Raw genomic sequence first — 25,196 nt, forward strand, 5'->3', positions numbered from 1 at the left:
AAGGAGTTTCCCGCATGTCGTTCAAGGACAAGGTGGCCATCGTCACCGGTGGTGGCCGTGATATCGGTCGCGCCGTCTCGATCAAGCTGGCCGCCGCCGGTGCACGCGTGTGCATCAACTACGCCAACGACGAAGCCAGCGCGCAGGACACGCTGGCCGCCATCCAGGCCGCCGGTGGCCAGGCCATCGTGCACCGCGCCGACGTGACCGACGCCGCTGCGGTGGCCGGCCTGGTGGCCGCCACCCAGGCCGCGTTCGGTGAGCGCATCGACCTGCTGGTGAACGTGGCCGGCGGCATGGTGCAGCGCCGCCCGCTGGCCGACATCGACCCGGCGTTCTTCCACACCGTGATGGACCTGAACCTCACCTCCACCTACCTGACCACCCACGCGGTGGTGCCGCACATGGGCGAAGGCGCGGCCATCGTGAACTTTGCCTCGCAGGCAGGGCGCGATGGCGGCGGCCCGGGCGCTTCGATCTATGCCACGGCCAAGGCCGCGGTGATGACCTTCACCCGCGCCATGGCCAAGGAACTGGGGCCGAAGGGCATCCGCGTGAATGCACTGTGCTGCGGCATGATCGCCACCCGCTTCCACGATGAATTCACCAAGCCGGAAGTGCGCACGGCGGTCGCCGGTGCGACCCCGCTGCGCCGCCAGGGCGTGCCGGAAGAGGCGGCGGATGCGGCGGTGTTCCTGGCCTCGGACGCAGCGGCCTTCATCACCGGTGCAAACCTGGACGTCAACGGCGGCACCTACTTCTCCTGACCTGAGCGGACCCTTCCCATGCAGCGCTGGATCACCCTGCTTTCGCTGGCTCTCGGCGCTGCCGTGGCCACCCCCGTCGCCCAGGCCGCACCGGTCTGGGTGACCGCCTGGACCGCTTCACCGGCACCGGACCGCAAGGACGGCACGGCCGAGGCGCCGGTGCAGTTCGCCGCGCAGACGGTGCGCCAGGACATGCGCGTGGGCAGCCGTGGCGAAGCACTGCGGCTGCGCATCAGCAATGAACTGGGCACCACGCCGCTGCGCGTGGAAGATGTACGCGTGCAGGTGAAGGGTGGAAAGGCCTCGCCACTGGCGGTGACGGTGGATGGACGCAGCGCGATCGAGGTGCCGGTGGGCGCAGCGCTGCTGAGCGATACGCTGCCGCTGCGGCTGGGGGCGTTGCAGGAGATCAGCGTGACTGCGTGGTTCCCGCAGCCGACACGGCCGGCGGTGCGCCGCACGGTGGTGCGGGTGGTGGATGGCAAGCAGGATCGCGTGGCCGACACGGTGAAGGTGAGTTACCAGCAGAACGTGTTTTCCGCCGTACTGGTGCAACGCGCCGACCGACCGCAGGTCATCGTGGCCCTGGGCGATTCGATCACCGAAGGGGCCACCGCCCGGCGCGGCTCGTTCAACCAATGGCCCGAGCGGCTGGGCGAGCGCCTGCAACAGGCCTGTCCGGACCGTTTCGTGGTGCTCAACCAGGGCATCAGCGGCAACAAACTGCTGGACCACGGCCGCAGCCACAGCGCGCTGTCGCGACTGGATCGCGACGTGATCGCGGTGGCCGATGCCGATCAGGTCATCCTGTTCGAAGGCATCAATGACATCCGCAACGGCGGGGGCGCCAAACCCCTGCCGGGGCGCAACGCAGCGGACATGCTGCTGGGCTACCGGCAGGTGGCGGCGCGGGTGCAGGCGCATGGCATCCGCGCGTGGCTGGGCACGCTCACCCCGTTTGGCGGTTCCGAGCGCTACGAGCCGGTATCGGCAGCGACGCGCACGGCCATCAACCAGTGGGCGCGTGGCAAGGACACCGGCTTCGATGGCGTGGTCGATTTCGATGCGGCGCTGCGTGATCCGGCGGCGCCGGAAGCCTTGCCGGCCAACATCACCCGCGACCACCTGCATCCCAATGATGAGGGCTACCGGCGCATGGCCGAAGCAATCGACCTGGGCATGCTGGGCTGCCAGCCCCCGCGCTGAACCGCTGTTGCCTGCTCGACTGCTTCAACGCTTCGGTAGAGTCGAGCTTGCTCGACTGCTCTTGCTGGAAGCAGCCGAGCATGGCTCGGCTCTACAGAAGAGCAGAAGCAGTCGAGCAAGCTCGACTCTACGGAAGAGCAGAAGCGGCCGAGCAGGGTTCGAGGCCGCAGCAAAAAAAAGTCGAGCATGGCTCGACTCTACCGTTCACGGGGCGGCGGCGCGCGGGCCGAACATGATCACGGCCATGCCGGCCAGGCACAGGGCGGCGCCCAGCAGATCCCAGCGGCTGGGGCGGATGCCGTCGACCAGCCACAGCCAGAACAGCGCGGTGCCGATGTACACGCCACCATAGGCGGCGTACACGCGCCCGCTGGCGGTGGGGTGCAGGGTCAGCAGCCAGGCGAACAGGGCCAGGCTGGCCGCCGCCGGCAGCAGCAGCCATGCGCTGCCGCCCTTGCGCAGCCACAGCCACGGCAGATAGCAGCCGACAATCTCGGCCAGCGCGGTCAGCAGGAACAGACCCAGCGTTTTCACGCTTTTTCCGCGGCCTTGGCGTGCTGCCAGAGGGCTTCCTGCGCATCCAGGTCCAACCCCGCCAGCGCTTCCCCCTGTGCCTCGGCCTGCGCTTCCATGGCGCGGAAGCGTCGCTCGAACTTGTGGTTGGCCCCACGCAGTGCCGCGCCCAGGTCGATGTCGGCATGGCGGGCCAGGTTGGCGCAGACGAACAGCAGGTCGCCCAGTTCCTCCTGCAGCCGTGCCTTGTTGCCGGCAACATCGCCGCGCTCGAATTCCTCGCGCAGTTCCTGCAGTTCCTCGGCGGCCTTGTCCAGCACCGGCAACGGGCCCGGCCAATCGAAGCCGACCCGCGCGGCACGTGCCTGCAGTTTCACCGCACGCTGCCATTCGGGCAGGCCGCGCGAGATGCCGGCCAGGGCCGAGCCATCCTGGTCACCCTTGGCCGCACGTTCGGCACGCTTGATCGCGTCCCAGTTGCGCATCACGCCATCGGCGTCGTCCACGTCCACATCGGCGAACACGTGCGGGTGGCGGCGCTGCATCTTGTCACTGATCGCGCGGGCGACATCGGCGAAGGCGAAGCTGCCCTGCTCTTCGGCCATGCGCGCATGGAACACCACCTGCAGCAGCAGGTCGCCCAGTTCATCGCACAGATCATCGAAGTCGCCGCGATCGATGGCATCGGCTACTTCATAGGCCTCTTCGATGGTGTACGGCGCAATGGTGCTGAAATCCTGCTGCAGATCCCACGGGCAGCCGCCCTGCGGATCGCGCAGGCGCGCCATGATGCCCAGCAGGCGCTCCAGTTCGGTGCTGGCGGCACTGCCGACGGTGGGGGTATCGCTCATGCAGCCTCCAGGTTCAGTCGGTCAACCAGTCGCGCCACGGCAGGCTGGTGTCGCCCAGGGCGATGAAATCGCCATTGAGCAGCGTGCTGCGGCGGTTGTAGCGGAAGGGCTTGCCGGTACGCGCCGACAGCACGGCACCGCCGGCGGCGTGCAGCACGCACTGGCCGGCGGCGGTGTCCCATTCCGAGGTGGGCCCCAGCCGCGGGTAGACGTCGAGCCCGCCTTCGGCAATGCGGCAGAATTTCAGCGACGAGCCCTGCACCACGGTTTCGATGTCGCCCATGCGCTGCAGCAGCGCAAGGGTTTCCGGCGAGCGGTGCGAACGGCTGGCCGCCACCCGCAGCGGCGTGGTCGCCGGGCTGCGCGTGCGCAGCACGGTGTCGTGCAGGCCCTGGCGGCGGTAGGCCAGTTCGCCGCGCATGGCGTGCCAGACGATGCCGGTCACCGGCGCCTGCACCACGCCGAACGCCGGTGCACCCTGGTAGATCAGCGCGATGTTGACGCTGAACTCGCCGTTGCGCTTGACGAAATCGCGGGTGCCGTCCAGCGGATCGACCAGCCAGTAAGCGCCCCAGTGCTGGCGTTGTTCCCAGGGCACCAGCGCCGATTCTTCGGAAAGGATGGGCAGATCCGGGGTGAGCTGGCGCAGGCCCTGCTGGATGACACGGTCGGCGGCCAGGTCGGCCGCGGTGACCGGGCTGTCGTCGGCCTTCAGGGTCACGTCGAAACCGCTGCTGTAGACCTGCATGATCGCCTGCCCGGCTTCCTGGGCAATGGCAATGGCGGTCTCGCGCAGTTCGGTGGTCAGCTTGATCATCGCGCCGCCTGCAGCCACTGCCGCGCGATGAACAGCGCGGCCAGCGAACGGCCTTCGGAAAAGTCTTCGCGCAGCATCAACTGGTCCAGCTCGGCCAGCTTCCACGGCACCACTTCCAGCTCTTCGGGCTCATCACCGGCCAGCTTTTCCGGGTACAGATCGCGTGCCACCACCAGCCAGGACTGGTGGCTCATGTAGGTCGGCGCCAGGGTCATCGCGCGCAGCACATCCACGCGCCGCGCACCGTAACCGGCCTCTTCCTTCAGCTCGCGGTCGGCAGCCTGTTCCGGGGTTTCGCCCGCATCGATGCGGCCCTTCACCAGGCCCAGCTCGTAGCGGTGTACGCCGGCGGCGTATTCACGCACCAGCAGTACGGTCTGGTCATCCAGCATCGGCACCACCACCACCGCGCCATGGCCGCGGCTGACCAGGCGCTCGAAGCGCCGGTGTTCGCCATTGGAAAACTCCAGGTCCAGGTGCTGGCGCTGGAACGGGCCGTTTTCCTCGTCGGTGATCCGATGGATGATCGGCAGGCGACGGCTGGCGCGGTCATCGGTCATTCGGACTCTCCACGGCGGGCGGCGCGCGCGCCGGGGCCGATAGAATGGGCAGGCAGCAACATGTTCATGAGCCCGAAATGCTAGCAGACCCAACCCCTTCCCCGCTGGCCCGGCAGTGGCGGCAACGCGACCTGCAGGTGCTCTGGCACCCCTGCACGCAGATGCGCGAGCACCCGGACACCCTGCCGCTGGTGCCGATCGCGCGCGGCCAGGGCGCCTGGCTGATCGATCACGACGGCAACCGCTACCTGGATGCGGTCAGCAGCTGGTGGACAAACCTGTTCGGTCACGCCGAACCGCGCATCGGCGGCGCCATTGCCGCCCAGGCCGGGCAGCTGGAACAGGTGATGCTGGCCGGGTTCAGCCATGAACCGGCGATCACCCTGGCCGAGCGCCTGCTGGCGCTGGCGCCGCGCCAGGCCGGGCGCGACCCGCTCGCCAAGGTGTTCTTCGCCGACAACGGCTCGGCCGGGGTGGAAGTGGCGCTGAAGATGGCCTTCCAGTATTTCCAGAACCGCGGCGAGCGCCGGCGCACGCGCTTCATCGCGCTGGAGAACGGCTACCACGGCGAAACCCTGGGCGCACTGGCGCTGGGCGATATCCCGCTGTACCGCCGCGTGTATGCGCCGCTGCTGGCCGAGGGCCTGTTCGCGCCCTCGCCCGATGCCTACCTGGCCGAGCCCGGGCAGAGCGCCACTGAGCGCGCCCTGCAGGCCGCCGACGGCCTGGCCACGCTGTTCGACCAGCACCCGGGCGAAATCTGCGCGGTGATCCTGGAACCGCGCCTGCAGTGCGCCGGCGGCATGCGCATGCACGACCCGATCTATCTGAAACGGGTGCGCGAGCTGTGCGACGCGCACGGTGCGTTCATGATCGCCGATGAGATCGCCACCGGCTTTGGCCGCACCGGCACCCTGTTCGCCTGCGAACAGGCCGGGGTGATGCCCGACCTGATGTGCCTGTCCAAGGGCCTGACCGGCGGCTTCCTGCCGCTGGCCGCGGTGCTGGCCACGCAGGCGCTGTACGACGCCTTCCTGGACGATTCACGCGAGCGCGCGTTCCTGCACTCGCACAGCTATACCGGCAACCCGCTGGCCTGCGCGGCCGCCCTGGCCACGCTGGACATCTTCCGCGACGAGGACGTGATTGCGCGCAACCGCGGCATCGCCTCGGTGATGGGCGCCCTGGCCGCGCCGCTGGCCGACCATGCGCACGTGGCCGACGTACGCCAGGCCGGCATGGTGGTGGCGTTTGAACTGTCGCGCAACGGCGATCGCCGCACGCCGTTCGAGCCGGCATTGCGGCTGGGCCTGCACGCCTACAAGGCGGCGCTGAAGCGCGGCGTGGTGCTGCGCCCGCTGGGCGATGTGCTGTACTGGATGCCACCGTATTGTGTGGACGACGAACAACTGGAACTGCTGGCCCACACCACGCTGGCAGCCATCGACGAGGCAATTGCATGCGCGTGACCCGCTGTCCCATCGACCTGCCGCTGCACAGCGGCCAGACCCTGACGCTGCCCGAAGACACCGCCAACCACCTGGTACGGGTGATGCGACTGCACGAAGGCGATACCTGCGTGCTGTTCAATGGCGATGGCCACGACTACAGCGCCGTGCTGACCGTGGCCGGCAAGCGTGAGGTGCAGGTGCGCATCGACAGCGTGCAGGCCGTCGGCAACGAATCGCCGCTGGCCATCACCCTGCTGCAGGGCGTGGCGCGCGGCGAGAAGATGGACCTGATCCTGCAGAAGGCCACCGAACTGGGCGTGGCCGCCATCGTGCCGGTCAATGCCGAGCGGACCGAGGTGAAGCTGGACGCCGCCCGCGCGGAAAAGCGCGTGGCGCACTGGAACAACGTGGTGACCTCGGCCTGTGGCCAGTCCGGGCGTGCACGCATTCCGGCGGTGGGCACGCCGCTGTCGCTGGCACAGGCAACGGCAGCGTTGCCGACCGACACCCTGCGCTTGACCCTGGACCCGCTGGGCAGCCACCGCCTGTCCACGCTGCAGGCCGCACCGGCGGGGGGCGTGGTGATCGCCATCGGGCCCGAAGGCGGCTGGTCGCCGCGTGACCGCGATCAGCTGGCCCAGGCCGGTTTCCAGGGTCTGCAGCTGGGGCCGCGGATCCTGCGCACGGAAACCGCCGGCCTGGCCGCGATTGCGGCATTGCAGGCGCGGTTGGGGGATCTGGGGTAAGGGGCGCGTTCCGCGAGCGAAGTGCCGACCAAGGTCGGCACCTACCAAGGGCGGCGAAGCAGTGCCGACCAAGGTCGGCACCTACCGAGCGCGCGCAGCCGCCGGATCAGGCGGCCAGCGAATCCAGCGCGCTTTCCAGCGCATCCAGGTTCGGCAGCAGGGCGCTCTTTTCGCCCAGCAGCACCCGCATGTGCACGATGTCGGGCAGCGTTTCTTCCGAGGCGTCGGCCAGCAGACCGTCGCGCGGCACCGAGATCAGCTGCGGGAAGTTCTGGGTCAGCAGCGCGTAGTACGGGCGCTGGGCGTTGCCGCTCAGTGCCTTCAGCACCACCACCTTGTTGTGCGCACCCACCACTTCATCGCCCAGGCCGGTCAGGCGCGCGAACGACAGCAGCGGCACCTGCCAGCCGTGCCAGGCAATCTGCCCCAGCAGCCAGCGCGGTGCGTCGGCAACCGGTTCGATCGCCACGCGCGACATCATTTCGGCCACGGTGGCGTTGGGCAGCAGCACGCGCTCGCCACCGGCCTGGATCAGGACGCCGCGGATCTCGTCATTGCTGGCGTAACTCATGCTGCGTCTCCGTCATCTTCGTGCCGGCCCCAGCGCGCGGCAATCGCCTGCGCCAGCTCCTGCGGTTCACCGGCGACCATGCCGGCGGCCACCACGGCCGTGGCCGCAGCCGGGTCGTAACAGCCTTCGCCCACCTGCCCTGCCACCCAGGCGCCGGCGGCGGCCAGGTCCAGCGCCGGCCCCACATGGGCCAGGTCGGCGCCGCTGAGCAGCACCACCGCGGTGTGCGCCGGCGGCAGGGCGTCGATCGCGATGCCCTGCGCACGGGTCTGGAAGTACAGCCCGTCCGTGGCCGCCTGCACGCCCAGATCATCAGCCAGCACGTGCACTTCACCGGGTACGGCGCGCTGGCCCGGTTCGGCCAGTTGCACCGGCAGCGGCGAAACGCGCGCCATCTGCTTGACCAGGTTGCCGTAGCGGCCACCGTCCAGGCGCATGTGTACCAGCACCGGCACGCTCAGGTCGGCCGGCAGCGCGCCCAGCAGGCGACGCAGCGCATCGGGACCGCCGATACCGGCCAGCACCAGCAGCGCACCGGCGCGGGCGCCGGCGGGCAGTGCTGCATCCAGGTCCACCAGGCTCAGGTGGTCGGTATCGAAGGTGGTCGGTGATGCAGCGTCGGCCGCCGGAGTGGTCGGGGCCGGCGCGCTGGCAGGCTCATCCACCAGCGACCAGGCGGTGTGATCGCCCAGCGCAGCCGACGGCACCGGCGGCGGTTCGATCACCGGCGCAGCGATGTCTTCTACAGCCTCGGCCGACGGCGGCGGCTCGGGCAGCACCGGCTGCAGCGCGGCCAGCGCCTGTTCCAGCGCGATGGGTTCATGCAGGTCGGCCGGAGGCGAGTACAGGCCATCGGCCGGCACGTCGTCGGCCCACGACAGCGCCTGGTCCAGGTGCGGCTGCAGCGCGGCATCCTGCGGCTGCGGCGGCGTGGACGGCAGGCCTGGTTGCAGCTGCAGGCTGGGCTCGTCTTCGGCACCGGGCGGCAATACCTGCTGGTGGCCGTGCAGCTTGGCCGCCAGGTGGCGGCCCCAGCGCTGAGCTTCCCAGCCGTCACGGCGCGCGGCCAGTTCGGCCTCGTCGAACACCAGGGTCAGCCCCGGCGCGGACAAGGCCGGCTCCAGGCGCTCCAGGGCGTCCTCGATGGCCGCCTCAAGGGCGATCACCACGAACTGCGGCTGTGCATCGGCCAGCGCCTGCGGTTCCAGGCCGCTGGGATCATCTTCCAGCACGATCTGCACATCGGCATGGGCCAGGGCTTCGCGCAGGCGTTCGCGCGCCGCGCCCGGACGGGCCAGCAGGGCAACGGCCGGAACCGGATTCACATCACTCACGGACACGGGCGATCCCCAGCAGGTCATACACGTTGCGCATCAGGTCCAGCTCCTGGTACGGCTTACCCAGGTAGCGCTGCACGCCGATCTCGAAGGCGCGCTGGCGATGCTTGTCACCGCTGCGCGAGGTGATCATCACGATCGGCACGTCCTTGTAGCGCGGGTCGGCACGCATCGCGGTGGCCAGCTCGTAGCCATCCATGCGCGGCATTTCGATGTCCAGCAGCATCAGGTCGGGCACGCGCTCTTCCAGCTGCTCCAGTGCTTCCACGCCGTCGCGGGCCACGCTTACTTCGAAGTTGTGGCGTTCCAGGATGCGGCCGGTCACCTTGCGCATGGTCAGCGAGTCGTCGACCACCATCACCAGCGGCACCTGCCGTTCCTGGCGCGGTGCGTTGTCCTGCACCGGCACGATCGGGTTGGCCAGGTAACGGCGCACCAGCGGCGCCACGTCCAGGATGACCACCACGCGGCCATCGCCGGTGATGGTTGCACCGTAGATGCCCGGTACCGAGGCGATCTGCAGGCCCACCGGCTTGACCACGATTTCGCGGTTGCCCAGCACCTGGTCGATCGCCACGGCCGCGCGCAGGTCGCCGGCGCGCACCAGCAGCAGCGGCACCTGGTCCTGGCCATCTGCACGGGCCGGTGCCTGGCCGACCAGGCTGCCCAGGTCGTACAGCGGGAATTCTTCGCCGCTGTAGCGGTAGCTGCTGTCGGCCGCTTCGAAACGATCGCGCGACAGGCGGCCGATACCACTGACCGAAGCCACCGGCACGGCGAAGGTGGTTTCGCCGATCTGCACGAACACCGCCTGGGTGACGGCCAGCGTCTGCGGCAGGCGCAGGGTGAAGCGCACGCCCTGGCCACGCACCGACTGGATGTCGACCGAGCCGCCGAGCTGGCGCACTTCGTTGCGCACCACGTCCATGCCCACGCCACGGCCGGCCAGCTGGCTGACCTGGTCGGCGGTGGAGAAGCCGGAGGCAAAGATCAGGTTGTCCAGTTCCTGCTCGTTGGGCTGCGCATCGGCGCCCAGCAGGCCACGGTCGATGGCGCGGCGGCGGATCGCTTCGCGGTCCAGGCCGGCACCGTCATCGGCCACTTCCAGCACGATTTCCGAACCTTCGCGGTGCAGGCGGATGGCAACCTCGCCCTCCTCCGGCTTGCCGGCGCTGCGGCGCTGCTCCGGCGCTTCCAGGCCGTGGGCCACCGAATTGCGCAACATGTGTTCCAGAGGCGCGACCATGCGGTCGAGCACGTTGCGGTCCAGTTCGCCGTGGGTGCCTTCCAGGGTCAGGTGCACCTGCTTGCCGGTATCGATGCCGGCCTGGCGCACCACACGGCGCAGGCGTGGCACCAGGCCGTCGAACGGCACCATGCGCGCGCGCATCAGGCCATCCTGCAGTTCCGAGCTGACGCGCGACTGCTGCTGCAGCAGCGAATCGTACTGGCGCGACAGATCGTCCAGCACGCCCTGCAGGCCGCCAAGGTCGGCTGCCGATTCGTTCAGCGCGCGGCTGAGCTGCTGCAGGGTGGAGAAGCGGTCCAGTTCCAGCGGATCGAACTTCTGATCGGCCTGGTCCTGTTCACGCTGGTAACGCGCGACGATCTGCGCTTCGGTTTCCAGGTCCAGTCGGCGCAGCTGGTCGCGCAGTCGCGCATTGGTGCGCTCCAGTTCGCCCATCGCACCGCGGAACGCCCCGAGCTGCTGCTCCAGGCGCGAACGGTAGATCGCCACTTCACCGGCATGGTTGACCAGGCGGTCCAGCAGATCGGCGCGTACGCGCACCTGCTCCTGCTGCGGGCGGGCGAGCGGATCTTCGTCCGGCGTGCCTTCCAGCGGCAGCGGTGCCGACAGCGGTGCATCGGCCAGGGCGAGCGGCGCCACGGGTACGACGGTCGATTCCGCGTCGTTGCTGGCAGCAACAACGGCGCTGCCGGCATCCACGCGGGTGCGGGCTTCGAACGCGTCCAGCAGGTCCTGCGCCGGCTCCACCGTGCGGTGTTCGCCGGTACGGGTCAGCAGCTGGTGCAGGCGGTCGAAGCCACGCTCCAGCAGGTGGACGTCGGGGCGTTCGATCTCGGTGCGGCCGGCGGCCACGGCTTCCAGCAGCGATTCGATGCTGTGGCCGAGATCGCCGATCGCGTTGATGCCGGCCATGCGTGCGCCGCCCTTGAGCGTGTGCAGATCGCGCTGCAGGCCGGCCAGAGCCTCGCGGTCCTGCGGCGCTTCGCGCAGCTCGCTGATCAGCCCGTCGCAATGGTCGAGCAGGTCGTTGCCTTCTTCCACGAAGATATCGACCAGCTCGCGGTCGTACACGCTGAAGTCGAGCTGGTCGCTGGGGGCGTCTTCCTGCCCGTTGCCGTCGGCGGCAGCCACGGCAGCGGTGACATCTGCGCCGGTCTCGGCAACGGCTTCAACGGCCGAAGCCACGTACGCGCCCTGCCCCGGTGCGTCTTCCAGCTCGAACAACGGTGCCGGTGCGACCGAAACTGCTTCGGTCACGTCTGCATCCACCGTCGCCGGGGACGGCAGGTCGGCGCTCTCTCCTTCACCGACCGCCGCCTCCCCGCCGACGTCCGCAGCCTCGGCGAAGGCATCTGCCTCACCAGGCGCGAGTTCGCTGGCCTGCAGGCCGAGCACGGGCCAGTCGGCCTGCTCGTCCTGCGCCGGTTCCGGCTCGATCACATGCAGGCCGGCTTCAAGCGCCGCCTCCAGGGTGACCGGCTCGGCAAAGCCGGGCGCAGCCATATCATCGTGCAGGCTCGCCAGCGTGCTGTCGAGCGCCTGTTCATCTTCTTCGTCGTACAGCGCGGTGTCGTCGTGCGCCTGCGCCGCTACCGGCGTGTCGATCGCGTCAATCGACGCCGGTTCGACCACGTCTTCAACATCGCTGTCGTCCACCGGCAACGCGCTGGCGTCCAGATAGGGCGACAGATCATCGGCACCGGTCAGATCGGCGTCCTCGGCGTCGGCCGGGACATCGGGCAGCGTTTCGGTTACTTCTGAACCAACCGCGGCTTCCGCCTCCGCCTCCGCTTCCGCTGGCAGCGCAGCGTCGGCTTCCGTGCGGGCTTCGCGCTCGGGTTCGACCACATCGGTGCCTTCCCCGCCCTGCGGCAGCGCGGGCCAGCCGGCATCGAAGAACGGCGAAAGATCTTCGCCACCGGTCAGTTCAACGCGTTCCAGCTCGCTTTCGACCGGCGGTACCGGTTCGATGTCGCCCAGCGCATCGGCCGACGCGGCGTCGGCGTGCACGGTTGCCGCTTCGTCTGCATCGATGGCCAGATCGTCGGCGTCGTCATCCTCCATTTCCAGCACCGGCCAGCGCGCTTCGGGCAGCGCGGCAGCCAGCGCCTGCAGGCGCTGCGCCAGGTCATCGTGCGGCGCGATGCGCGGCTGCTCGGCCTGCAGCGCGGTCATGGTGCCGGCAATGGCCGACGCGGTGTCCAGCAGCGCCGACACGCCCTCGTCCGCCGGCACGGCCTGCGCGGCCAGGGCGCGCTTGATGTACGACTCGGCCGCCCCGGTGACGGCGGTGATTTCCGGCACCTCGGTCATCGCGAACGCACCGTTCATGGTGTGCACCGCGCGAAGCAGCGCGTCGGTCACCGCGTGCGGTGCCTGCTGCGCGTCCTGCAACCACGCCTGCAACGTGGCCAGGTGCAGCTCCACTTCCGCTTCCAGGATTTCCTGCAGCACGCTGTCGATCTGCGCGGGGGTGCCCACCGGCTCGACCACCTCGGCGACCGGTTCAGCGGCCTGCTCGGCAACGTCGCTGTGGAGCGCGTCCACCGGCACGGCGGTGTCTTCGCTGGCCACGTCCACCACCGGCGCTTCGGCGACCGGGGCCGCTGCGCCCGGCAGCGGCACGTAGAAGGTTTCCTCACCGGCGCCGACGCGGTCGGCGATGGCCTGCATGGCCTGCAGATCGACGGTGATGCGCTGGCCGTGGCGCAGCGCGGCGTTCAACTGCGGCAGTGCGGCGTGCGCGTGGTCGATCATGGCCAGCACCGCCGGCGTGGCCGGGCGGGTGCCGTCCAGTACGCGGTTGAGCAGGCTCTCGATCTTCCAGGCGAATTCGCCCAGCGTACGTGCACCGACCAGACGGCCGCTGCCCTTGAGCGTGTGGAAGATGCGGCGGATCGGCCGCAGCCGGTCCATGTTGTCCGGCTGCATGCGCCAGGGCGGCAGCAGCGTGCCCAGGTTCTGCAGTTCATCGTCGAACTCTTCCAGGAACACCTCGCGGATGTCCTGGTCGATGTTCTCGGCATCGTCTTCGAAGCCGGCTTCGATGCCGACCTCGGCAGCGCCGGTGGCAACGGCCACCGGTTCAACGGCCGGGGCCGCTTCCGGGTGCGGATTGAACTCCGCCGCCGCCGCACTCAGTTCGGCCAGGAACTGCGCATCGGCCTCGCTGAAATCGATCGGCGCAATGGTGTCCACGTCGATGGTGGCCACGGCGACCGGTTCAGCGTCGGCGAGCACCGGTGCTTCGGCTTCGGCTTCGATCAGGGCTTCGACAATCGCCGGTTCGGCTTCCTCGGCCTGCACGGTGGCGTCGGCCAGCGGCTCGGCATCGACGATGTCCAGCGTTGCGTCCAGGCGGGGCGCTTCGTCCAGCGACAGCGTCTCCATCGCATCCAGCGACAGCACGTGCTCGGCATTGTCCAGTTCGCTGGCGTCGAAGTGGAACACCACGTCGTCGCCTGCCACGGCCAGGCCGTCCTGTTCTGCGGCCACCGGGTCGAACGACGACGCCACCGAGGACGACACCGCCGGGGCGTCGTCCCACTCGGCCACGGCCACGCTGTCCTCGGCATCACCGTGGACGTGCGCAGCGCCGTCGGCCACCTGCAGCGATGCGGCCGTCAGCGACCAGTGCGACGCGATGGATGCATCGCCTGCATCCGCATCGGCTTCATAGCTGACCGGATCGAAGCTGGCGAAGGTCGGCGCACGCGCGTCCTCTTCGACCATCGGCTCGGCGGGCACGCTGTCCGCTGCGTGGTCCAGGCTGCCCAGCTCCCACTGCGGCACTGCCGGCGGCGGTGCGCTGGATGCGGCGAACAGCAGCGGGGCGCTGTCGGCAGGCGCAGCGGCAGGCACGGCATCGGTATCGGCCAGTTCCAGCGCGCCGAATACCAGCGACTGCGCATCGGCTTCCGCAACCGGCTGCGCCGGCGGCGGATCGAAGGTGAAATCAGGCAACGGCACCGGCACGTCGCCCGGTGCCGGTGCGGCGGGCTGCACCGGAATCTGCACCGGCTCGACCTGCAGGGCGGCCGCGGGCAGCGCGACCGCCTCGCGCAGCACCGGGTCGGGCTGGGCGTCAGCGGCCTCGGCAGCGGCCGGCGCAGTGCGCTCGGGCAGCGGCCAGTAACGCAGCGCCTCCAGGCTGCTGCGGGTGATGTCCAGGATGTCTTCGCGGCCCGGACGGCGGTCGCGCAGCGCTTCCAGGTAGTACTCCAGGCTGGCCATGGCATCGGCCAGGGTGTCCAGCTGGCGCCCGCTGGGCACGCGCTGGCGGCCGATCAGTTCGGCTTCGATGTACTGCTGCACACCGCGCAGGTAGTCGGCGGCAGTGCCCAGGTCGAGCATGCGCAGCGCACCGGACACGTCGCCCAGCAGGCGCGGCACGTCCTGCAGTTCGCCGTGGTTCCAGCTGGTCTCGATGAAGGCAACGAAATGCTCGCGCGCGGCCGCGAAGTTGGCGATGGCTTCGTGCGCCAGGATTTCCACCGTGCGGCGGTTTTCCACGGCGCTGGGATCGTCTTCGCCACTGCCACCGGCGCCCAGATGGGCGACCTGGTCGTCCAGCGATGCATCCACGTACAGCAGGGCACCGGCAATATCCAGCAGCAGGTCTTCATCGATCTGCTGGCGGCCTTCAACCACGCCCAGCAGCGCATCGCGCTGCTGCACGACCACGCCACGCGCGGCGCCCAGGCCCATCATGCCCAGGGTATCGGCCACGGCACCCAGCTTGGTCACCTGTTCCTGCAACTGCTGCGGCGCGCCGCCGGTGCGCAGGTGCAGGTCCAGTGCATCCTTCACCTGCAGCAGCTCTTCCTTCACCGCGCTGCCCACCGTATCCAGCAGTTCGCGGTTGCGCCCGCTCAGGCTGCCGCGGGCGTGGTCCAGCTCGGCCTCGGTGGCGGTCACGCTCTCGGGCGCGAAGGCGAACAGCACGCTGTCATTGACGCCTTCTTCGCCACGTGCAGCGCGGATTTCGTTCAGCAGCGGCATCAGCACGATCGGAATATCGCGATGGCCGTTCTGCAGGCGCTCCAGGTAGTCGGGCAGCAGTACGCTGCCACGCATCAGGGTGGCGCAGGCTTCGTCGCGGTCGGCAACGCGGCCTTCGCCCACGGCCACGGCCAGCTGCTCCAGTTCCTCGGCCACCATCGCCGGTGCATACAGTTCGACCATGCGCAGGGTGCCCTGCACCTGGTGCAGGTAACCGGCGCAGATGCGCATGCGGCTGCCATCGGCCGGGTCTTCCACGAAGTACTCGACCTCGTTGCGCACCAGGCGCAGGGTCTCGTCCAGCTCGGGCTTGACCCAGCCCAGGGCTGCATGGCTCATGGCGTCGCGCAGACTGCTGCTCATCGGTGCGCTCCGGTCGCCGCCGCGCGCTTACCGCGCGGACCGTGGCCTGGGGAATGGAAATGCTTCATCGACTGGTTCCTTGCTCGCCGCCCTGCCGCGGTCACGCCGGCAGCTTGAAGTCGGCCACCGAACGACGCAGATCGGCGGCCAGCTGTGCCAGGTGGCCGATCGATTCGGCGGTCTGGCCGGCGCCCTGCGAGGTCTGGCCGGTAATCTGCCGGATCACGCCCATGGTGCGGGTGATGTCCGAGGCCGCAGCGGACTGCTGCTGGGCGGCGATCGAGATGTTCTTGATCAGGGTGTTCAGCGCGTTGGACACGCGCTCGATTTCGGTCAGGGCCGTACCGGCGTCTTCGGCCAGGCGCGCACCGGACACCACCTCAGCGGTGGTCTGTTCCATCGAGGTGACCGCTTCGTTGGTATCGGCCTGAATGGCCTGCACCAGGTTTTCGATGCGTCGGGTCGCGCCCGAGGTACGTTCTGCCAGGCGCTGCACTTCGTCGGCCACGACCGCGAAACCGCGGCCGGCTTCACCGGCCGACGCAGCCTGCACGGCGGCATTCAACGCCAGGATGTTGGTCTGTTCGGAAATGTCGTTGATCAGTTCCACGATCGAGCCGATTTCCTGCGACGACTCGCCCAGGCGCTTGATGCGCTTGGACGTTTCCTGGATCTGGTCGCGGATCTGGTCCATGCCCTGGATGGTTTCGCGCACCACGCCGGCACCTTCGGCGGCGATCACCACCGAGCGCTGTGCCACGTCGGCCGACTCGGCCGAGTTGCGCGACACCTGCTCGATGCTGGCAGCGATTTCGCCAATGCGGTCCGAGGCCGAGGTGATCTGGTTGGCCTGGTGGCCGGCCGCTTCGGCCAGCTGCATGGCCGTGGCCTGGGTTTCCTGGGTGGACACGGCCACCTTGGCCGAGGTGTCGTTGATGGTGGTCACCAGGTGGCGCAGTTCATCCACGGCGTAGTTGATTGCGTCTGCAATCGCGCCGGTCATGTCTTCGGTCACCGACGCCTTCACGGTCAGGTCGCCCTCACCGAGCGAACTGATTTCGTCCAGCAGCCGCATGATCGCCTGCTGGTTGCGGCTGTTGAACTCCACCTGGGTCTGGTAGCGCAGTTCCTGTTCACGCGAACGGCTGCGCACGTTGGTGGAGACGAAGCCGATGATCGCGATCAGCGACAGCGCACCGGATACCACGCCGATCCAGAAATTCGGGAACAGGCGGGTGTCGGACACCGAGCCGAACGAGGAGAACGCTTCGAACAGCTTGCGGCTGTCGTCGAGCATGCGCACCGAGCCCTGGCCCAGGGCCGTGGCGGCCGACTGCGCGGCGAACAGCTGGCGCGAGCTGGCCAGGATCGCGTCGGCGTCCTGCTTCATCGCCTCCCACTTCTGCTGCGACTGTTCCAGCGCAGCCACCGCGCCGGCGCCGCGCACAGCGGTGATTCCCAGTTCTTCGTTGCCGTTGCGCAGGCCGTCGAGCACCTGCGAGAACACGGTGATATCGCGGGCCAGCGCATCGCCGGCCGTGGCTGCGCCACTGCCACCGGCGCGCATTTCGGTCACGCGGCGGGCCATGGTGCCGGCCACCACCACCTGCTGCAGGGCGCTGTACACCTGCGAAGCCGGTGCGCCCGAGGCGGACATCGCCCGCACCAGTTCATTCAGCTGCGCCTGCAGGCCCGGCACGGCGCCGGTGAAGTTGTTGGCGTTGCCGGCCAGGGCCAGCACCGCCGGTTCGCTGGCCACCAGCTGGCCGGCCTGCTTGCCCAGCGGCGCCCACGTCTCGGCCAGGGTGCCGATGGCCTTGGACACGCCCGGCTCGCTGCCGTAGCGGCCCTGAAGGGTGGACACGTTCTGTTCGATCGCGTTGCGGGTGGCCTTGAAGGCGGTGAACGCCTGGGCGTTGCCGCCCACGGCATCACGTCCCTGGTTGGCCAGCTGCTGTGACAGCACCTGCAGGTCGGCGGCCTTGGAGCCGGCATCGGCCAGGCGGCTGCCCTGCCAGGTGGCCACACCCGTGTTCAGGCCGAACAGGACCATGGACAGCAACAGCAGGGCCAGCCACAGGTTGCTGCCGCCCAGCCGCAGCTTGCCGGTCTTGGTGGCGTCCGAAGCAGTACTCATCGTTCAACCTCGAGGTTCAATACAGGGGGCGTTGCCCGGCCTCAGGCCGCGGCTTGCCGGAATTCAGGAGTGCGCGACAGCAACGAGAGCGAGAACACGCCCCATTCGTGGCCGTCGGCGTGGAAGGCGCGATCTACGAAGTGGCCATAGCGGCCCTCGGCTAGGCGACCGGCATCGATCTGCTGGGCCAGCTCGAAGCTGCGCTGGCCGAACAGTTCATCGATGGTCAGGGCCACGTCGCCGCCGGCCTGGCGCATGATCAGCACGCGCTGGCCTTCCTGCTGCACGGTGCGCGCACCTTCCAGGAAGTACTTCAGATCGACCACCGGGAACAGGTTGCCGCGCAGGTTGCCCACGCCCAGCAGCCACGGCTGTGCGCATGGCACCGGGGTGACCGGCGGCATCGGCACGATTTCCACCACTTCGCGGAAATCGGACACCAGCCGGCGCTGGCCGACCCGGTAGCCCACGCCGCGCCACAGGTCCTGGGCGAACCGGCGTTCGGGCAGCTGCACCGCATGGGCCAGGCTGCGCCGTTCGTAGGCTTCAAGAATGTCGAAAGGCGAACGCATCAGGCCACCAGTTCGTTGATCCGCGCGATCAGTTCTTCTTCGCGCGGCGGCTTGACGATGTAATCGGCTGCGCCCTGGCGCAGGCCCCAGGCCTTGTCGGTTTCCATCGCCTTGGTGCTGACGATGATCACCGGGATGTGCTTGGTCGCCGCATCACGGGCCATCGCCCGGGTTGCCTGGAAACCACTCATGCCCGGCAGCACCACGTCCATCAGCACCAGCTGCGGCACCTGGTCGCGGACCAGCTGCAGGCCATCTTCGGCGTTGTCCGCTTCCAGCACCTCGTGGCCGGCACGGCGCAGCCACTGGGTGAACACCGCGCGGTCGGTCGGTGAATCCTCGATCAGAACGATACGAGCCATTGTGCCTTTCCCCCCTGGTCAGGCGTTGACGTATGTGCGGATGGCACCCAGCAGTTCTTCACGCGTGAAAGGCTTGGTCAGGTACTGCTCCGAGCCGACGATGCGCCCGCGCGCCTTGTCGAACAGGCCATCCTTGGAGGACAGCATGATGACCGGGGTGGACTTGAACAGCTGGTTGCCCTTGATCAGGGCACAGGTCTGGTAGCCATCCAGCCGCGGCATCATGATGTCGACGAAGATGATCTGCGGCTGCTGGTCGGCGATCTTGGCCAGTGCTTCGAAGCCATCGGTCGCCGTCACCACCTCGCAGCCTTCGCGCTTGAGCAGTGTTTCCGCGGTCCGGCGGATGGTCTTCGAGTCATCGATGACCATCACCCGGAGTCCTGCGAGTTCCCCGCCCGCAGTCATGTTTTCAGTCATTGCCATTCCCCAAGCGCGCGGCCCTTCTAGGTTGGGTGCCGCTGCGAAAGCGTATCTATATCGCACTTTCCGCGCCCGCTTCAAGGCCGTCCCACCGGGCTTGGCGTGGCGCCCGGCTGAACGTGACCGGTTTGGCAGACATTGCGCAGAACCGGGCCCGGCCGCCGCTTCGGGGACGCAGCGTTGCAGGCCACGGGGCAGGCACGGGGCGGGCGTTGCCGCTACCATCAGCGCCTTGCCTTGAAGGTGCGCCCATGCCGTTGAATGTCATCGTGGTGATGGATCCCATCGCCCACATCAAGATCGCCAAGGACACGACGTTTGCCATGCTGCTGGAAGCCCAGCGCCGTGGCCACGCCCTGCACTACGTGCAGCCGGGCGGGCTGGCCCTGGAAGGCGGCGTGGCGGTGGCCCTTACTGCCCCGCTGCAGGTGCGCGACGATCCGGCCGGCTGGTACGAGCTGGGCGCATTCAGCCGCACCGTGTTCGGCCCCGGCCAGGTGGTGCTGATGCGCAAGGACCCGCCGGTCGATGCCGAATTCATCTACGACACCCAGGTGCTGGACCTGGCCGCCGCCGCCGGCGCCTGCGTGGTGAACAACCCGCAGGGCCTGCGCGACTACAACGAAAAGCTGGCCGCCCTGCTGTTCCCGCAGTGCTGCCCGCCGACCCTGGTCAGCCGCGATGCCAAGGCGCTGAAGGCGTTTGCGCTGGAGCATGGCCAGGCCGTGCTGAAGCCGCTGGACGGCATGGGCGGCCGCTCGATCTTCCGCAGCGGCCAGGGCGACCCCAACCTGAACGTGATTCTGGAAACCCTGACCGATGGCGGCCGCAAGCTGGCGCTGGCCCAGAAGTTCATTCCCGACATCACCGCCGGCGACAAGCGCATCCTGCTGGTCGACGGCGAGCCGGTGGATTACTGCCTGGCGCGCATTCCGCAGGGCGATGAGTTCCGCGGCAACCTGGCCGCCGGTGGTCGTGGCGAAGGCCGCCCGCTGAGCGAACGCGACCGCTGGATCGCTGCCCAGGTGGGCCCGGAAATGAAGCGCCGCGGCATGCGTTTCGTCGGCCTGGACGTGATTGGCGACTACCTGACCGAAGTGAACGTGACCAGCCCGACCTGCGTGCGTGAACTGGATGCGCAGTACGGGCTGAACATCGCCGGCACCCTGTTTGATGCGATCGAGGCCGGCCTGCGCTGATGGAAGCCGTATCCGCCGTGCTGCCCCCGCCGCCGCGCGAAGCACAGCGGCTAGCCGCCACCCTGGCCCTGTCGGTGCTGCTGCACGTGCTGCTGGTCCTGGGCGTGGGCTTTGCGGTGAAGGGGGATGCACCGCTGGTGCCCACCCTGGAAGTGATCTTCAGCCAGACCCGCACGGCACTGACGCCCAAGCAGGCCGATTTCCTGGCCGCCGCCAACCAGGAGGGGGGCGGCGAGCATGACCGCGCCCAGCGCCCGCGCGATAACCAGACCGGCGTGGTGCCGCAGGCGCAGGCGGGCGTGAGCCCGGTGCCGCAGCAGCAGCAATCGGCCGCAGCGGTGCCGCCGCCGCAGGCGCGGGTGGTCAGCAGCCGCAACGGCCAGGACCAGGTGGCGCAGGCGCAGGCCCGCCCCACCCCACTGGAACCGACCCCGGACGCGCCGATGACCGCGCGCGAGCAGCGCGATGCGGAAATGGCCCGGCTGGCTGCCGAGGTCCATCTGCGCTCGGCGCAGTATGCGAAGCGGCCGAACCGCAAGTTCGTTTCGGCCAGCACCCGCGAGTACGCCTACGCCAATTACCTGCGCGCCTGGGTGGACCGGGCCGAGCAGGTCGGCAACCTGAATTATCCCGACGAGGCGCGGCAGCGTCGGCTGGGTGGCCAGGTGGTGATCAGCGTGGGCGTGCGCCGCGACGGCAGCGTGGAAAGCAGCCGCATCCTCAAATCCAGCGGCACGCAGTTGCTGGATGAGGCGGCATTGCGGGTGGTGAAGCTGGCGCAGCCGTTCCCCGCGTTGCCGAAGACCGATGACGGCGTGGATATCCTGCAGGTAACCCGCACGTGGGTGTTCCTGCCCGGCGGCGAACTGCGCGACGACCGGTAGGGTTTTGTTGCCCGGGCCTGCGGCCCGGGACCCGCTGCAGAGCCAGGGCAACGGCAACAGCCAGAGCAGCGGTAGAGGGCCTGGGCTTGGCGGGGCGGTGTGGGCGTGCAGGACACGCCGTAAATCCATCCCTGGAGGCTCGTAGGCGCCATCCATGGCGCCTGCGGTCCTGCAAGCCCACACCGCCCCACCTCTGACAGATCGCGGCGCCTCATTGCTGTGGGTGGGTGTCGACCTTGGTCGACACGGTAGATCCACGCCATGCGTGGATGCGAGCGAAGCGATCCGCTTTTGACTTTGATTTTTTTTTGATTTCCCGTGGCGGACACGCACGGAAACTGTCAAAGGCCGGGCGGGTGGGTTGCGCAGGGGCGCAGGCGCCATGGATGGCGCCTACGAGCTTACATGGACGTACTTGCAGCGTCCCCTGCGCAACCCACCCGCCCGGCCAAGCACGGCATTGGATTTGCGCGCCACGCCCCCGCCACGAGGGGCTCAGCCGTTGGCTTTCGCCTTCGCCTCGCGGACGGCCTGCTGCTCGACCAGGGTCAGCGCTACGTTGTCGCGCAGGTACGCCGGTTCAACGCGTTCGGCGGCAATCGCTTCGCCACGCGCGAAGGCGGGGACCGCCAGGGTCAGCACATCGGACGCACGCGGCAATGCCGTTGCATCGAATCCGCGCAAGCCAGCTCCCAGCTGCGCCACCAGCGCCCCGTCGGCAGCAGCGAAACCACTGCCCACACCGTACGCCTGCAGCCCATCCGGCAGCACCACGGCAGCCGGCGCGCACACGCGCTCGGCGTCGCAGGCCACCGGCAGACCATCCACGCGCTCGAAGCGTGCGGCGTACACCTCGCCCATCCGTGCATCGATCACCGACAGAATCTGCGCTTCATCGGCCGGCGCGCGCAGCGCCAGCACCTGCAGCGTCGATACCGGCAGCAACGGGCGGTCCAGCGCCAACGCAATGCCCTGCGCAATGGCGATGGCCAGGCGCACACCGGTGAAGGCGCCAGGACCGCGACTGAGCGCGATGCCATCCAGCTGGCGGCGGCTGATGCCCGCCTCGGCCAGCAGTGCCTCGGCCCAGGGCAGGCTCAGCTCGGCATGCCGGCGCGGGGCGATCTCGAAGCGTTCCAGCACCTGCCCATCCACATGCAGGGCAACGGAACAGGCTTCGGTGGCGGTTTCAAAGGCGAGCAGTTTCATCGGGTCAGGTCAGAACAAGGGGAACGTGGCACCGGGGGCCGGCAGTGGGCCCGCAGCAGGCTCGGGCGCCGCTGCGCTTGGCGCCGGCGGGGCAACGTCCTCGGCCACGGGCGTCCATTGTGGCGCAAAGAAGGCTTGGACATCGGCCAGCGCGCGGGTCTGCCGGAACGGCGGCAGCGAAGACAGGAACACGCGGCCGTAGCCCCGGTTCAGCAGGCGCGGGTCGCACAGCACCAGCACGCCGCGATCGGTCTCGCTGCGGATCAGCCGGCCCACGCCCTGCTTCAACGCGATCACCGCCTGCGGCAACTGCTCGTCGCGGAACGGATTGCCCCCCTGGCTGCGGATCGCTTCCAGGCGGGCCTCGTACACCGGGTCATCGGGGGCGGCGAAGGGGAGCTTGTCGATCACCACCACGCTCAGCGCCTCGCCCACCACATCCACGCCTTCGCGGAAACTGGCCGAGCCCAGCAGCACGCCGTTGCCCGATTCGCGGAAGCGCTGCAGCAGGGTCGCACGCGGTGCCTCGCCCTGCACGAACAGCGGCCACGGCCCATCGCGCAGCGCTTCGGCGGCCTCGCGCAACGCGCGGTGCGACGCAAACAACAGGAAGGCCCTGCCCTGCGAAGCGCGCAGGACCGGCTGCAGGGCCTGGATCAAGGCGGTACCGAAGCCCCGCGCGGCCGGATCGGGCAGGCCCTCGGGCAGGTAGCACAGCGCCTGCTCGGGCCAGTTGAACGGACTGGGCTGGACCAGCGTATGCGGATCATCCAGCCCCAGCCGCGTGGCGATATGGTCGAAGCCCCCGCCCACGGTCAGCGTGGCCGAGGTGAAGATCCACGCGGCACGGCTGCGCTCGCGGTGCTCGCGCAACGGGCCGGACACATCCATCGGCGTGCGCTGGCAGCGGAAGCCGCGCGGGGTCAGCTCGTACCAGAGCACATCGGCCGCCGCCGGTGCATCGTTCGGGTCCGCGTCGAAATCGAGCACCGGCTCGTCCTCGCCCAGCCAGCGCGCCAGACGCGAAACCGCTTCACGTGCCCGTGCATGGCAGGCATCCAGGCCCGCCGCGGCATCGCGCAACGGCTGCAGCGTCTGCTCCAGGGCCACCAGGCAGCGCATCACGGTGTCGAAGCCGTCGCGCACCTGCGGCATCGCCAGCGCGCGCCACTGCGTGCCCCGTTGCGGCAACCCTTCCATGGCCAGGCGCAGGGCCAGCAGTGCCTGCTGCAACTGATCGACGCCGTCCTGCAGGCTGGCCTGCGCCCCGCCCACACCGCGCGCTTCGGCCAGACAATCGCGCCCCAGTTCCTGCCAGGGGCGCATGCCGAAGCCTTCGCCGAAGAACTGCGCAGCCAGTTCAGGCAACTGATGGGCCTCATCAATGACGAAGGCCTGCGCCCCCGGCAGCAGCTCGCCGAAACCATCCTGCTTCAGCGCAAGGTCGGCCAGCAGCAGATGATGGTTGACCACCACCACATCGGCGGCCTGCGCGCGTTGCCGCGCGCGCACCACGAAACAGTCCTCCCAGAACGGGCAGTCGGTGCCCAGGCAGTTGTCCACGGTGGAGGTGACCATGGGCAACAGCGGTGAATCGTCGGCCAGGCCATCCAGCTCGGCGATATCGCCGAATTCCGAGCGACCGGACCAGGCCAGGATGCGCTGGAACTGCGCGGCCTGTTCCGGGCTGGAAAAGCGCGGCTCGCCGCGCGCCTGCTGCAGGCGGTAGCGGCACAGGTAATTGGCACGCCCCTTCAGCAGCGCACTGCGCAGGCCCACGCCCAGCGCCTGGCGCACGCGCGGCAGATCGCGGTGGTAGAGCTGGTCCTGCAGCGCGCGGGTACCGGTGGAAATGATGGTGCGCAGCCCGGACAGCAGCACCGGCACCAGATAGGCGAAGGTCTTGCCGGTGCCGGTACCCGCCTCGGCCAGCAGCAGATCGCGCTGCTGCAGCGCATCGGCGATGGCCTCGGTCAGGCGCAGCTGCGCAGGGCGCGGCACGAACGCATCCAGGTGCGAGGCGAGCGCGCCGCCGTCGCTGAGGGCCTCGCGGCTGGCGTGGACAAGGTCGGACATCAGAGGGAAAGGATACCGGGCCGGGCGCTGCCCGGCACCCGTTTCAAGCCAGGGCAACGGCAACAGCAACGACGTGCGTTCATGGCTCAGGGTTTCACCGAGGGATGGCGGGGGGCTGTGGATTTGCGGGGACGCCGTAAACCCGTCCATGGGGGCTTGGTCGCCGCATCCATGCGGCTCACACCCCGCAAACCCACAGCCCCCCGCCCTCGACGGGTTCCTGGTGACGGACGGACAGGCTTCGTAGAGTCAAGCTTGCTCGACTGGATCCAGTAGCGGTGTGAGTAACGGAACAAGAAGGGGTCGGATCCGTTTTCCTGCGGAAAACGGATCCGACCCCCTGGCGAGTGCGCGCAGCGCGCGACCCGCTTTTGATTCTGATTTTGTTCTTGCCTGCGGCCCGCGCAATGTGTGGCGGGCCGGGTGGGTGGGGCGTGCAGGACCGCAGGCGCCATGGATGGCGCCTACGAGCCCCCATGGTGAAGTGACCCCCGGGAGTTGGACACCTAATCCGACCCCGAGGTTTGCATGAATAGATATGAGGTTTGTTTCAAATTGCAGGTCGCCGAAGAGGCCTGTAACACCTCCACATCGGTCAAGGCCGTTGCCCGCCGCCATGGCCTGGAGTTCTCCACGGTGAGGCGCTGGGCAGCGACCTACCGGCTGCATGGGCGACCGGGGTTTGAGCGCAAACCCCGGTCCTACGATCTCCAGTTCAAGCTGGCCGTCTTGGAGAAGATGAGTCAGGACGGCATGTCCGCGCGTGAGGCCACCACTTTCTTCCAGATCGGCAGCGCCGGCGCGGTGGGTGAATGGCGGCGGTTGTATGCTGACGGGGGTGCCCAAGCGTTGGCACTGCCACCATTACCGCCTCAAAAGCCGATGAAAAAGACCCGCTCGTC

20 protein-coding genes are annotated in these 25,196 nt (G+C 68.8%); 7 read left to right on the top strand and 13 right to left on the bottom strand.

The features are described from left to right. Positions 1-14: 14 nt before the first annotated feature. The gene (locus C1931_RS15220; RefSeq protein ID WP_108753884.1) at positions 15-767 is read left to right on the top strand and encodes a glucose 1-dehydrogenase; all 753 of its coding nucleotides are present in this window, start codon (positions 15-17) and stop codon (positions 765-767) included. An 18-nt stretch (positions 768-785) separates the two neighbouring features. Next, the gene (locus C1931_RS15225; RefSeq protein ID WP_108756939.1) at positions 786-1,973 is read left to right on the top strand and encodes a GDSL-type esterase/lipase family protein; all 1,188 of its coding nucleotides are present in this window, start codon (positions 786-788) and stop codon (positions 1,971-1,973) included. Between the two features lie 204 nt (positions 1,974-2,177). Here the strand turns inward: C1931_RS15225 and C1931_RS15230 are convergent, their stop codons facing one another. From C1931_RS15230 to nudE, 4 genes are read right to left on the bottom strand one after another with little or no spacing between them, the layout of a single operon-like run. Beyond that, positions 2,178-2,507, bottom strand: coding sequence for a YnfA family protein (locus C1931_RS15230; protein WP_108756940.1), 330 nt, complete (start codon positions 2,505-2,507; stop codon positions 2,178-2,180). Further along, positions 2,504-3,337: a nucleoside triphosphate pyrophosphohydrolase gene (gene mazG / locus C1931_RS15235; protein WP_108756941.1), complete on the bottom strand. Its 834-nt coding sequence runs from the start codon at positions 3,335-3,337 to the stop codon at positions 2,504-2,506. Before mazG ends, C1931_RS15230 begins: the two co-directional genes overlap by 4 nt. Before the next feature lie 13 nt (positions 3,338-3,350). Then, positions 3,351-4,154 carry a 3'(2'),5'-bisphosphate nucleotidase CysQ gene (cysQ, locus tag C1931_RS15240; protein WP_108756942.1) on the bottom strand — a complete coding sequence of 268 codons (804 nt, stop codon included), beginning with the start codon at positions 4,152-4,154 and terminating at the stop codon, positions 3,351-3,353. Next, entirely contained in the window at positions 4,151-4,714 is a 564-nt protein-coding gene (gene nudE / locus C1931_RS15245; RefSeq protein ID WP_108750809.1) for an ADP compounds hydrolase NudE, read from the bottom strand. Before nudE ends, cysQ begins: the two co-directional genes overlap by 4 nt. 77 nt (positions 4,715-4,791) lie before the next feature. Here nudE and bioA point away from each other — a divergent pair, with 77 nt between their 5' ends. Together bioA and C1931_RS15255 are read left to right on the top strand one after the other, a co-directional pair. Beyond that, positions 4,792-6,183: an adenosylmethionine--8-amino-7-oxononanoate transaminase gene (gene bioA / locus C1931_RS15250; protein ID WP_234412833.1), complete on the top strand. Its 1,392-nt coding sequence runs from the start codon at positions 4,792-4,794 to the stop codon at positions 6,181-6,183. After that, positions 6,174-6,911 (top strand): 16S rRNA (uracil(1498)-N(3))-methyltransferase, encoded by a 738-nt coding sequence (locus C1931_RS15255; protein ID WP_108756944.1) that lies wholly within the window; start codon positions 6,174-6,176, stop codon positions 6,909-6,911. Before bioA ends, C1931_RS15255 begins: the two co-directional genes overlap by 10 nt. A 106-nt stretch (positions 6,912-7,017) precedes the next feature. Here the strand turns inward: C1931_RS15255 and C1931_RS15260 are convergent, their stop codons facing one another. From C1931_RS15260 to pilG, 7 genes are all read right to left on the bottom strand, one after another. Then, entirely contained in the window at positions 7,018-7,482 is a 465-nt protein-coding gene (locus C1931_RS15260; RefSeq protein ID WP_108756945.1) for a chemotaxis protein CheW, read from the bottom strand. Further along, positions 7,479-8,822, bottom strand: coding sequence for a chemotaxis protein CheB (locus C1931_RS15265; RefSeq protein WP_108756946.1), 1,344 nt, complete (start codon positions 8,820-8,822; stop codon positions 7,479-7,481). The genes C1931_RS15260 and C1931_RS15265 overlap by 4 nt, the downstream gene beginning before the upstream one ends. Next, a complete protein-coding gene (locus tag C1931_RS15270; RefSeq protein WP_108756947.1) occupies positions 8,809-15,432 on the bottom strand; it encodes an Hpt domain-containing protein in 6,624 nt (2,207 codons plus the stop codon). Before C1931_RS15270 ends, C1931_RS15265 begins: the two co-directional genes overlap by 14 nt. A 100-nt stretch (positions 15,433-15,532) precedes the next feature. Beyond that, positions 15,533-17,569: a methyl-accepting chemotaxis protein gene (locus C1931_RS15275; protein WP_108750814.1), complete on the bottom strand. Its 2,037-nt coding sequence runs from the start codon at positions 17,567-17,569 to the stop codon at positions 15,533-15,535. A 41-nt stretch (positions 17,570-17,610) separates the two neighbouring features. Next, a complete protein-coding gene (locus tag C1931_RS15280) occupies positions 17,611-18,141 on the bottom strand; it encodes a chemotaxis protein CheW (protein WP_108756948.1) in 531 nt (176 codons plus the stop codon). Further along, positions 18,141-18,503 carry a response regulator gene (locus C1931_RS15285; RefSeq protein ID WP_108756949.1) on the bottom strand — a complete coding sequence of 121 codons (363 nt, stop codon included), beginning with the start codon at positions 18,501-18,503 and terminating at the stop codon, positions 18,141-18,143. Before C1931_RS15285 ends, C1931_RS15280 begins: the two co-directional genes overlap by 1 nt. 18 nt (positions 18,504-18,521) lie before the next feature. Next, positions 18,522-18,923 (bottom strand): twitching motility response regulator PilG, encoded by a 402-nt coding sequence (gene pilG / locus C1931_RS15290; RefSeq protein ID WP_042614342.1) that lies wholly within the window; start codon positions 18,921-18,923, stop codon positions 18,522-18,524. A gap of 254 nt (positions 18,924-19,177) precedes the next feature. Here pilG and gshB point away from each other — a divergent pair, with 254 nt between their 5' ends. Both gshB and C1931_RS15300 read left to right on the top strand, forming a co-directional pair. After that, positions 19,178-20,125, top strand: coding sequence for a glutathione synthase (gene gshB / locus C1931_RS15295; protein WP_108756950.1), 948 nt, complete (start codon positions 19,178-19,180; stop codon positions 20,123-20,125). Beyond that, entirely contained in the window at positions 20,125-21,009 is an 885-nt protein-coding gene (locus C1931_RS15300) for an energy transducer TonB (RefSeq protein ID WP_108756951.1), read from the top strand. The genes gshB and C1931_RS15300 overlap by 1 nt, the downstream gene beginning before the upstream one ends. A 495-nt stretch (positions 21,010-21,504) precedes the next feature. On the opposite strand, the gene tsaB is transcribed toward C1931_RS15300, so the two are convergent. Continuing rightward, complete coding sequence (tsaB, locus tag C1931_RS15305) at positions 21,505-22,218, bottom strand: tRNA (adenosine(37)-N6)-threonylcarbamoyltransferase complex dimerization subunit type 1 TsaB (RefSeq protein WP_108756952.1); 714 nt, start codon at positions 22,216-22,218, stop codon at positions 21,505-21,507. Positions 22,219-22,227: 9 nt separating this feature from the next. After that, on the bottom strand, positions 22,228-24,294 hold the full coding sequence (locus C1931_RS15310) for an ATP-dependent DNA helicase (RefSeq protein ID WP_108756953.1): 2,067 nt from the start codon (positions 24,292-24,294) through the stop codon (positions 22,228-22,230). Between the two features lie 528 nt (positions 24,295-24,822). Here C1931_RS15310 and C1931_RS20560 point away from each other — a divergent pair. Next, a partial coding sequence (locus C1931_RS20560) for a transposase (protein WP_234412919.1) occupies positions 24,823-25,196 on the top strand: 374 nt, incomplete at its 3' end.

This window comes from Stenotrophomonas sp. YAU14A_MKIMI4_1, from assembly GCF_003086855.1.
Lineage (GTDB): Bacteria > Pseudomonadota > Gammaproteobacteria > Xanthomonadales > Xanthomonadaceae > Stenotrophomonas.

Coding starts and splice junctions, on each gene's coding strand:
- C1931_RS15220 (WP_108753884.1), top strand. CDS start 15: ATGTCGTTCAAGGACAAGGTGGCCATCGTCACCGGTGGTGGCCGTGAT.
- C1931_RS15225 (WP_108756939.1), top strand. CDS start 786: ATGCAGCGCTGGATCACCCTGCTTTCGCTGGCTCTCGGCGCTGCCGTG.
- mazG (WP_108756941.1), bottom strand. CDS start 3,337: ATGAGCGATACCCCCACCGTCGGCAGTGCCGCCAGCACCGAACTGGAG.
- cysQ (WP_108756942.1), bottom strand. CDS start 4,154: ATGATCAAGCTGACCACCGAACTGCGCGAGACCGCCATTGCCATTGCC.
- nudE (WP_108750809.1), bottom strand. CDS start 4,714: ATGACCGATGACCGCGCCAGCCGTCGCCTGCCGATCATCCATCGGATC.
- bioA (WP_234412833.1), top strand. CDS start 4,792: ATGCTAGCAGACCCAACCCCTTCCCCGCTGGCCCGGCAGTGGCGGCAA.
- C1931_RS15255 (WP_108756944.1), top strand. CDS start 6,174: ATGCGCGTGACCCGCTGTCCCATCGACCTGCCGCTGCACAGCGGCCAG.
- C1931_RS15260 (WP_108756945.1), bottom strand. CDS start 7,482: ATGAGTTACGCCAGCAATGACGAGATCCGCGGCGTCCTGATCCAGGCC.
- C1931_RS15270 (WP_108756947.1), bottom strand. CDS start 15,432: ATGAGCAGCAGTCTGCGCGACGCCATGAGCCATGCAGCCCTGGGCTGG.
- C1931_RS15275 (WP_108750814.1), bottom strand. CDS start 17,569: ATGAGTACTGCTTCGGACGCCACCAAGACCGGCAAGCTGCGGCTGGGC.
- C1931_RS15280 (WP_108756948.1), bottom strand. CDS start 18,141: ATGCGTTCGCCTTTCGACATTCTTGAAGCCTACGAACGGCGCAGCCTG.
- C1931_RS15285 (WP_108756949.1), bottom strand. CDS start 18,503: ATGGCTCGTATCGTTCTGATCGAGGATTCACCGACCGACCGCGCGGTG.
- pilG (WP_042614342.1), bottom strand. CDS start 18,923: ATGACTGAAAACATGACTGCGGGCGGGGAACTCGCAGGACTCCGGGTG.
- gshB (WP_108756950.1), top strand. CDS start 19,178: ATGCCGTTGAATGTCATCGTGGTGATGGATCCCATCGCCCACATCAAG.
- C1931_RS15300 (WP_108756951.1), top strand. CDS start 20,125: ATGGAAGCCGTATCCGCCGTGCTGCCCCCGCCGCCGCGCGAAGCACAG.
- tsaB (WP_108756952.1), bottom strand. CDS start 22,218: ATGAAACTGCTCGCCTTTGAAACCGCCACCGAAGCCTGTTCCGTTGCC.
- C1931_RS15310 (WP_108756953.1), bottom strand. CDS start 24,294: ATGTCCGACCTTGTCCACGCCAGCCGCGAGGCCCTCAGCGACGGCGGC.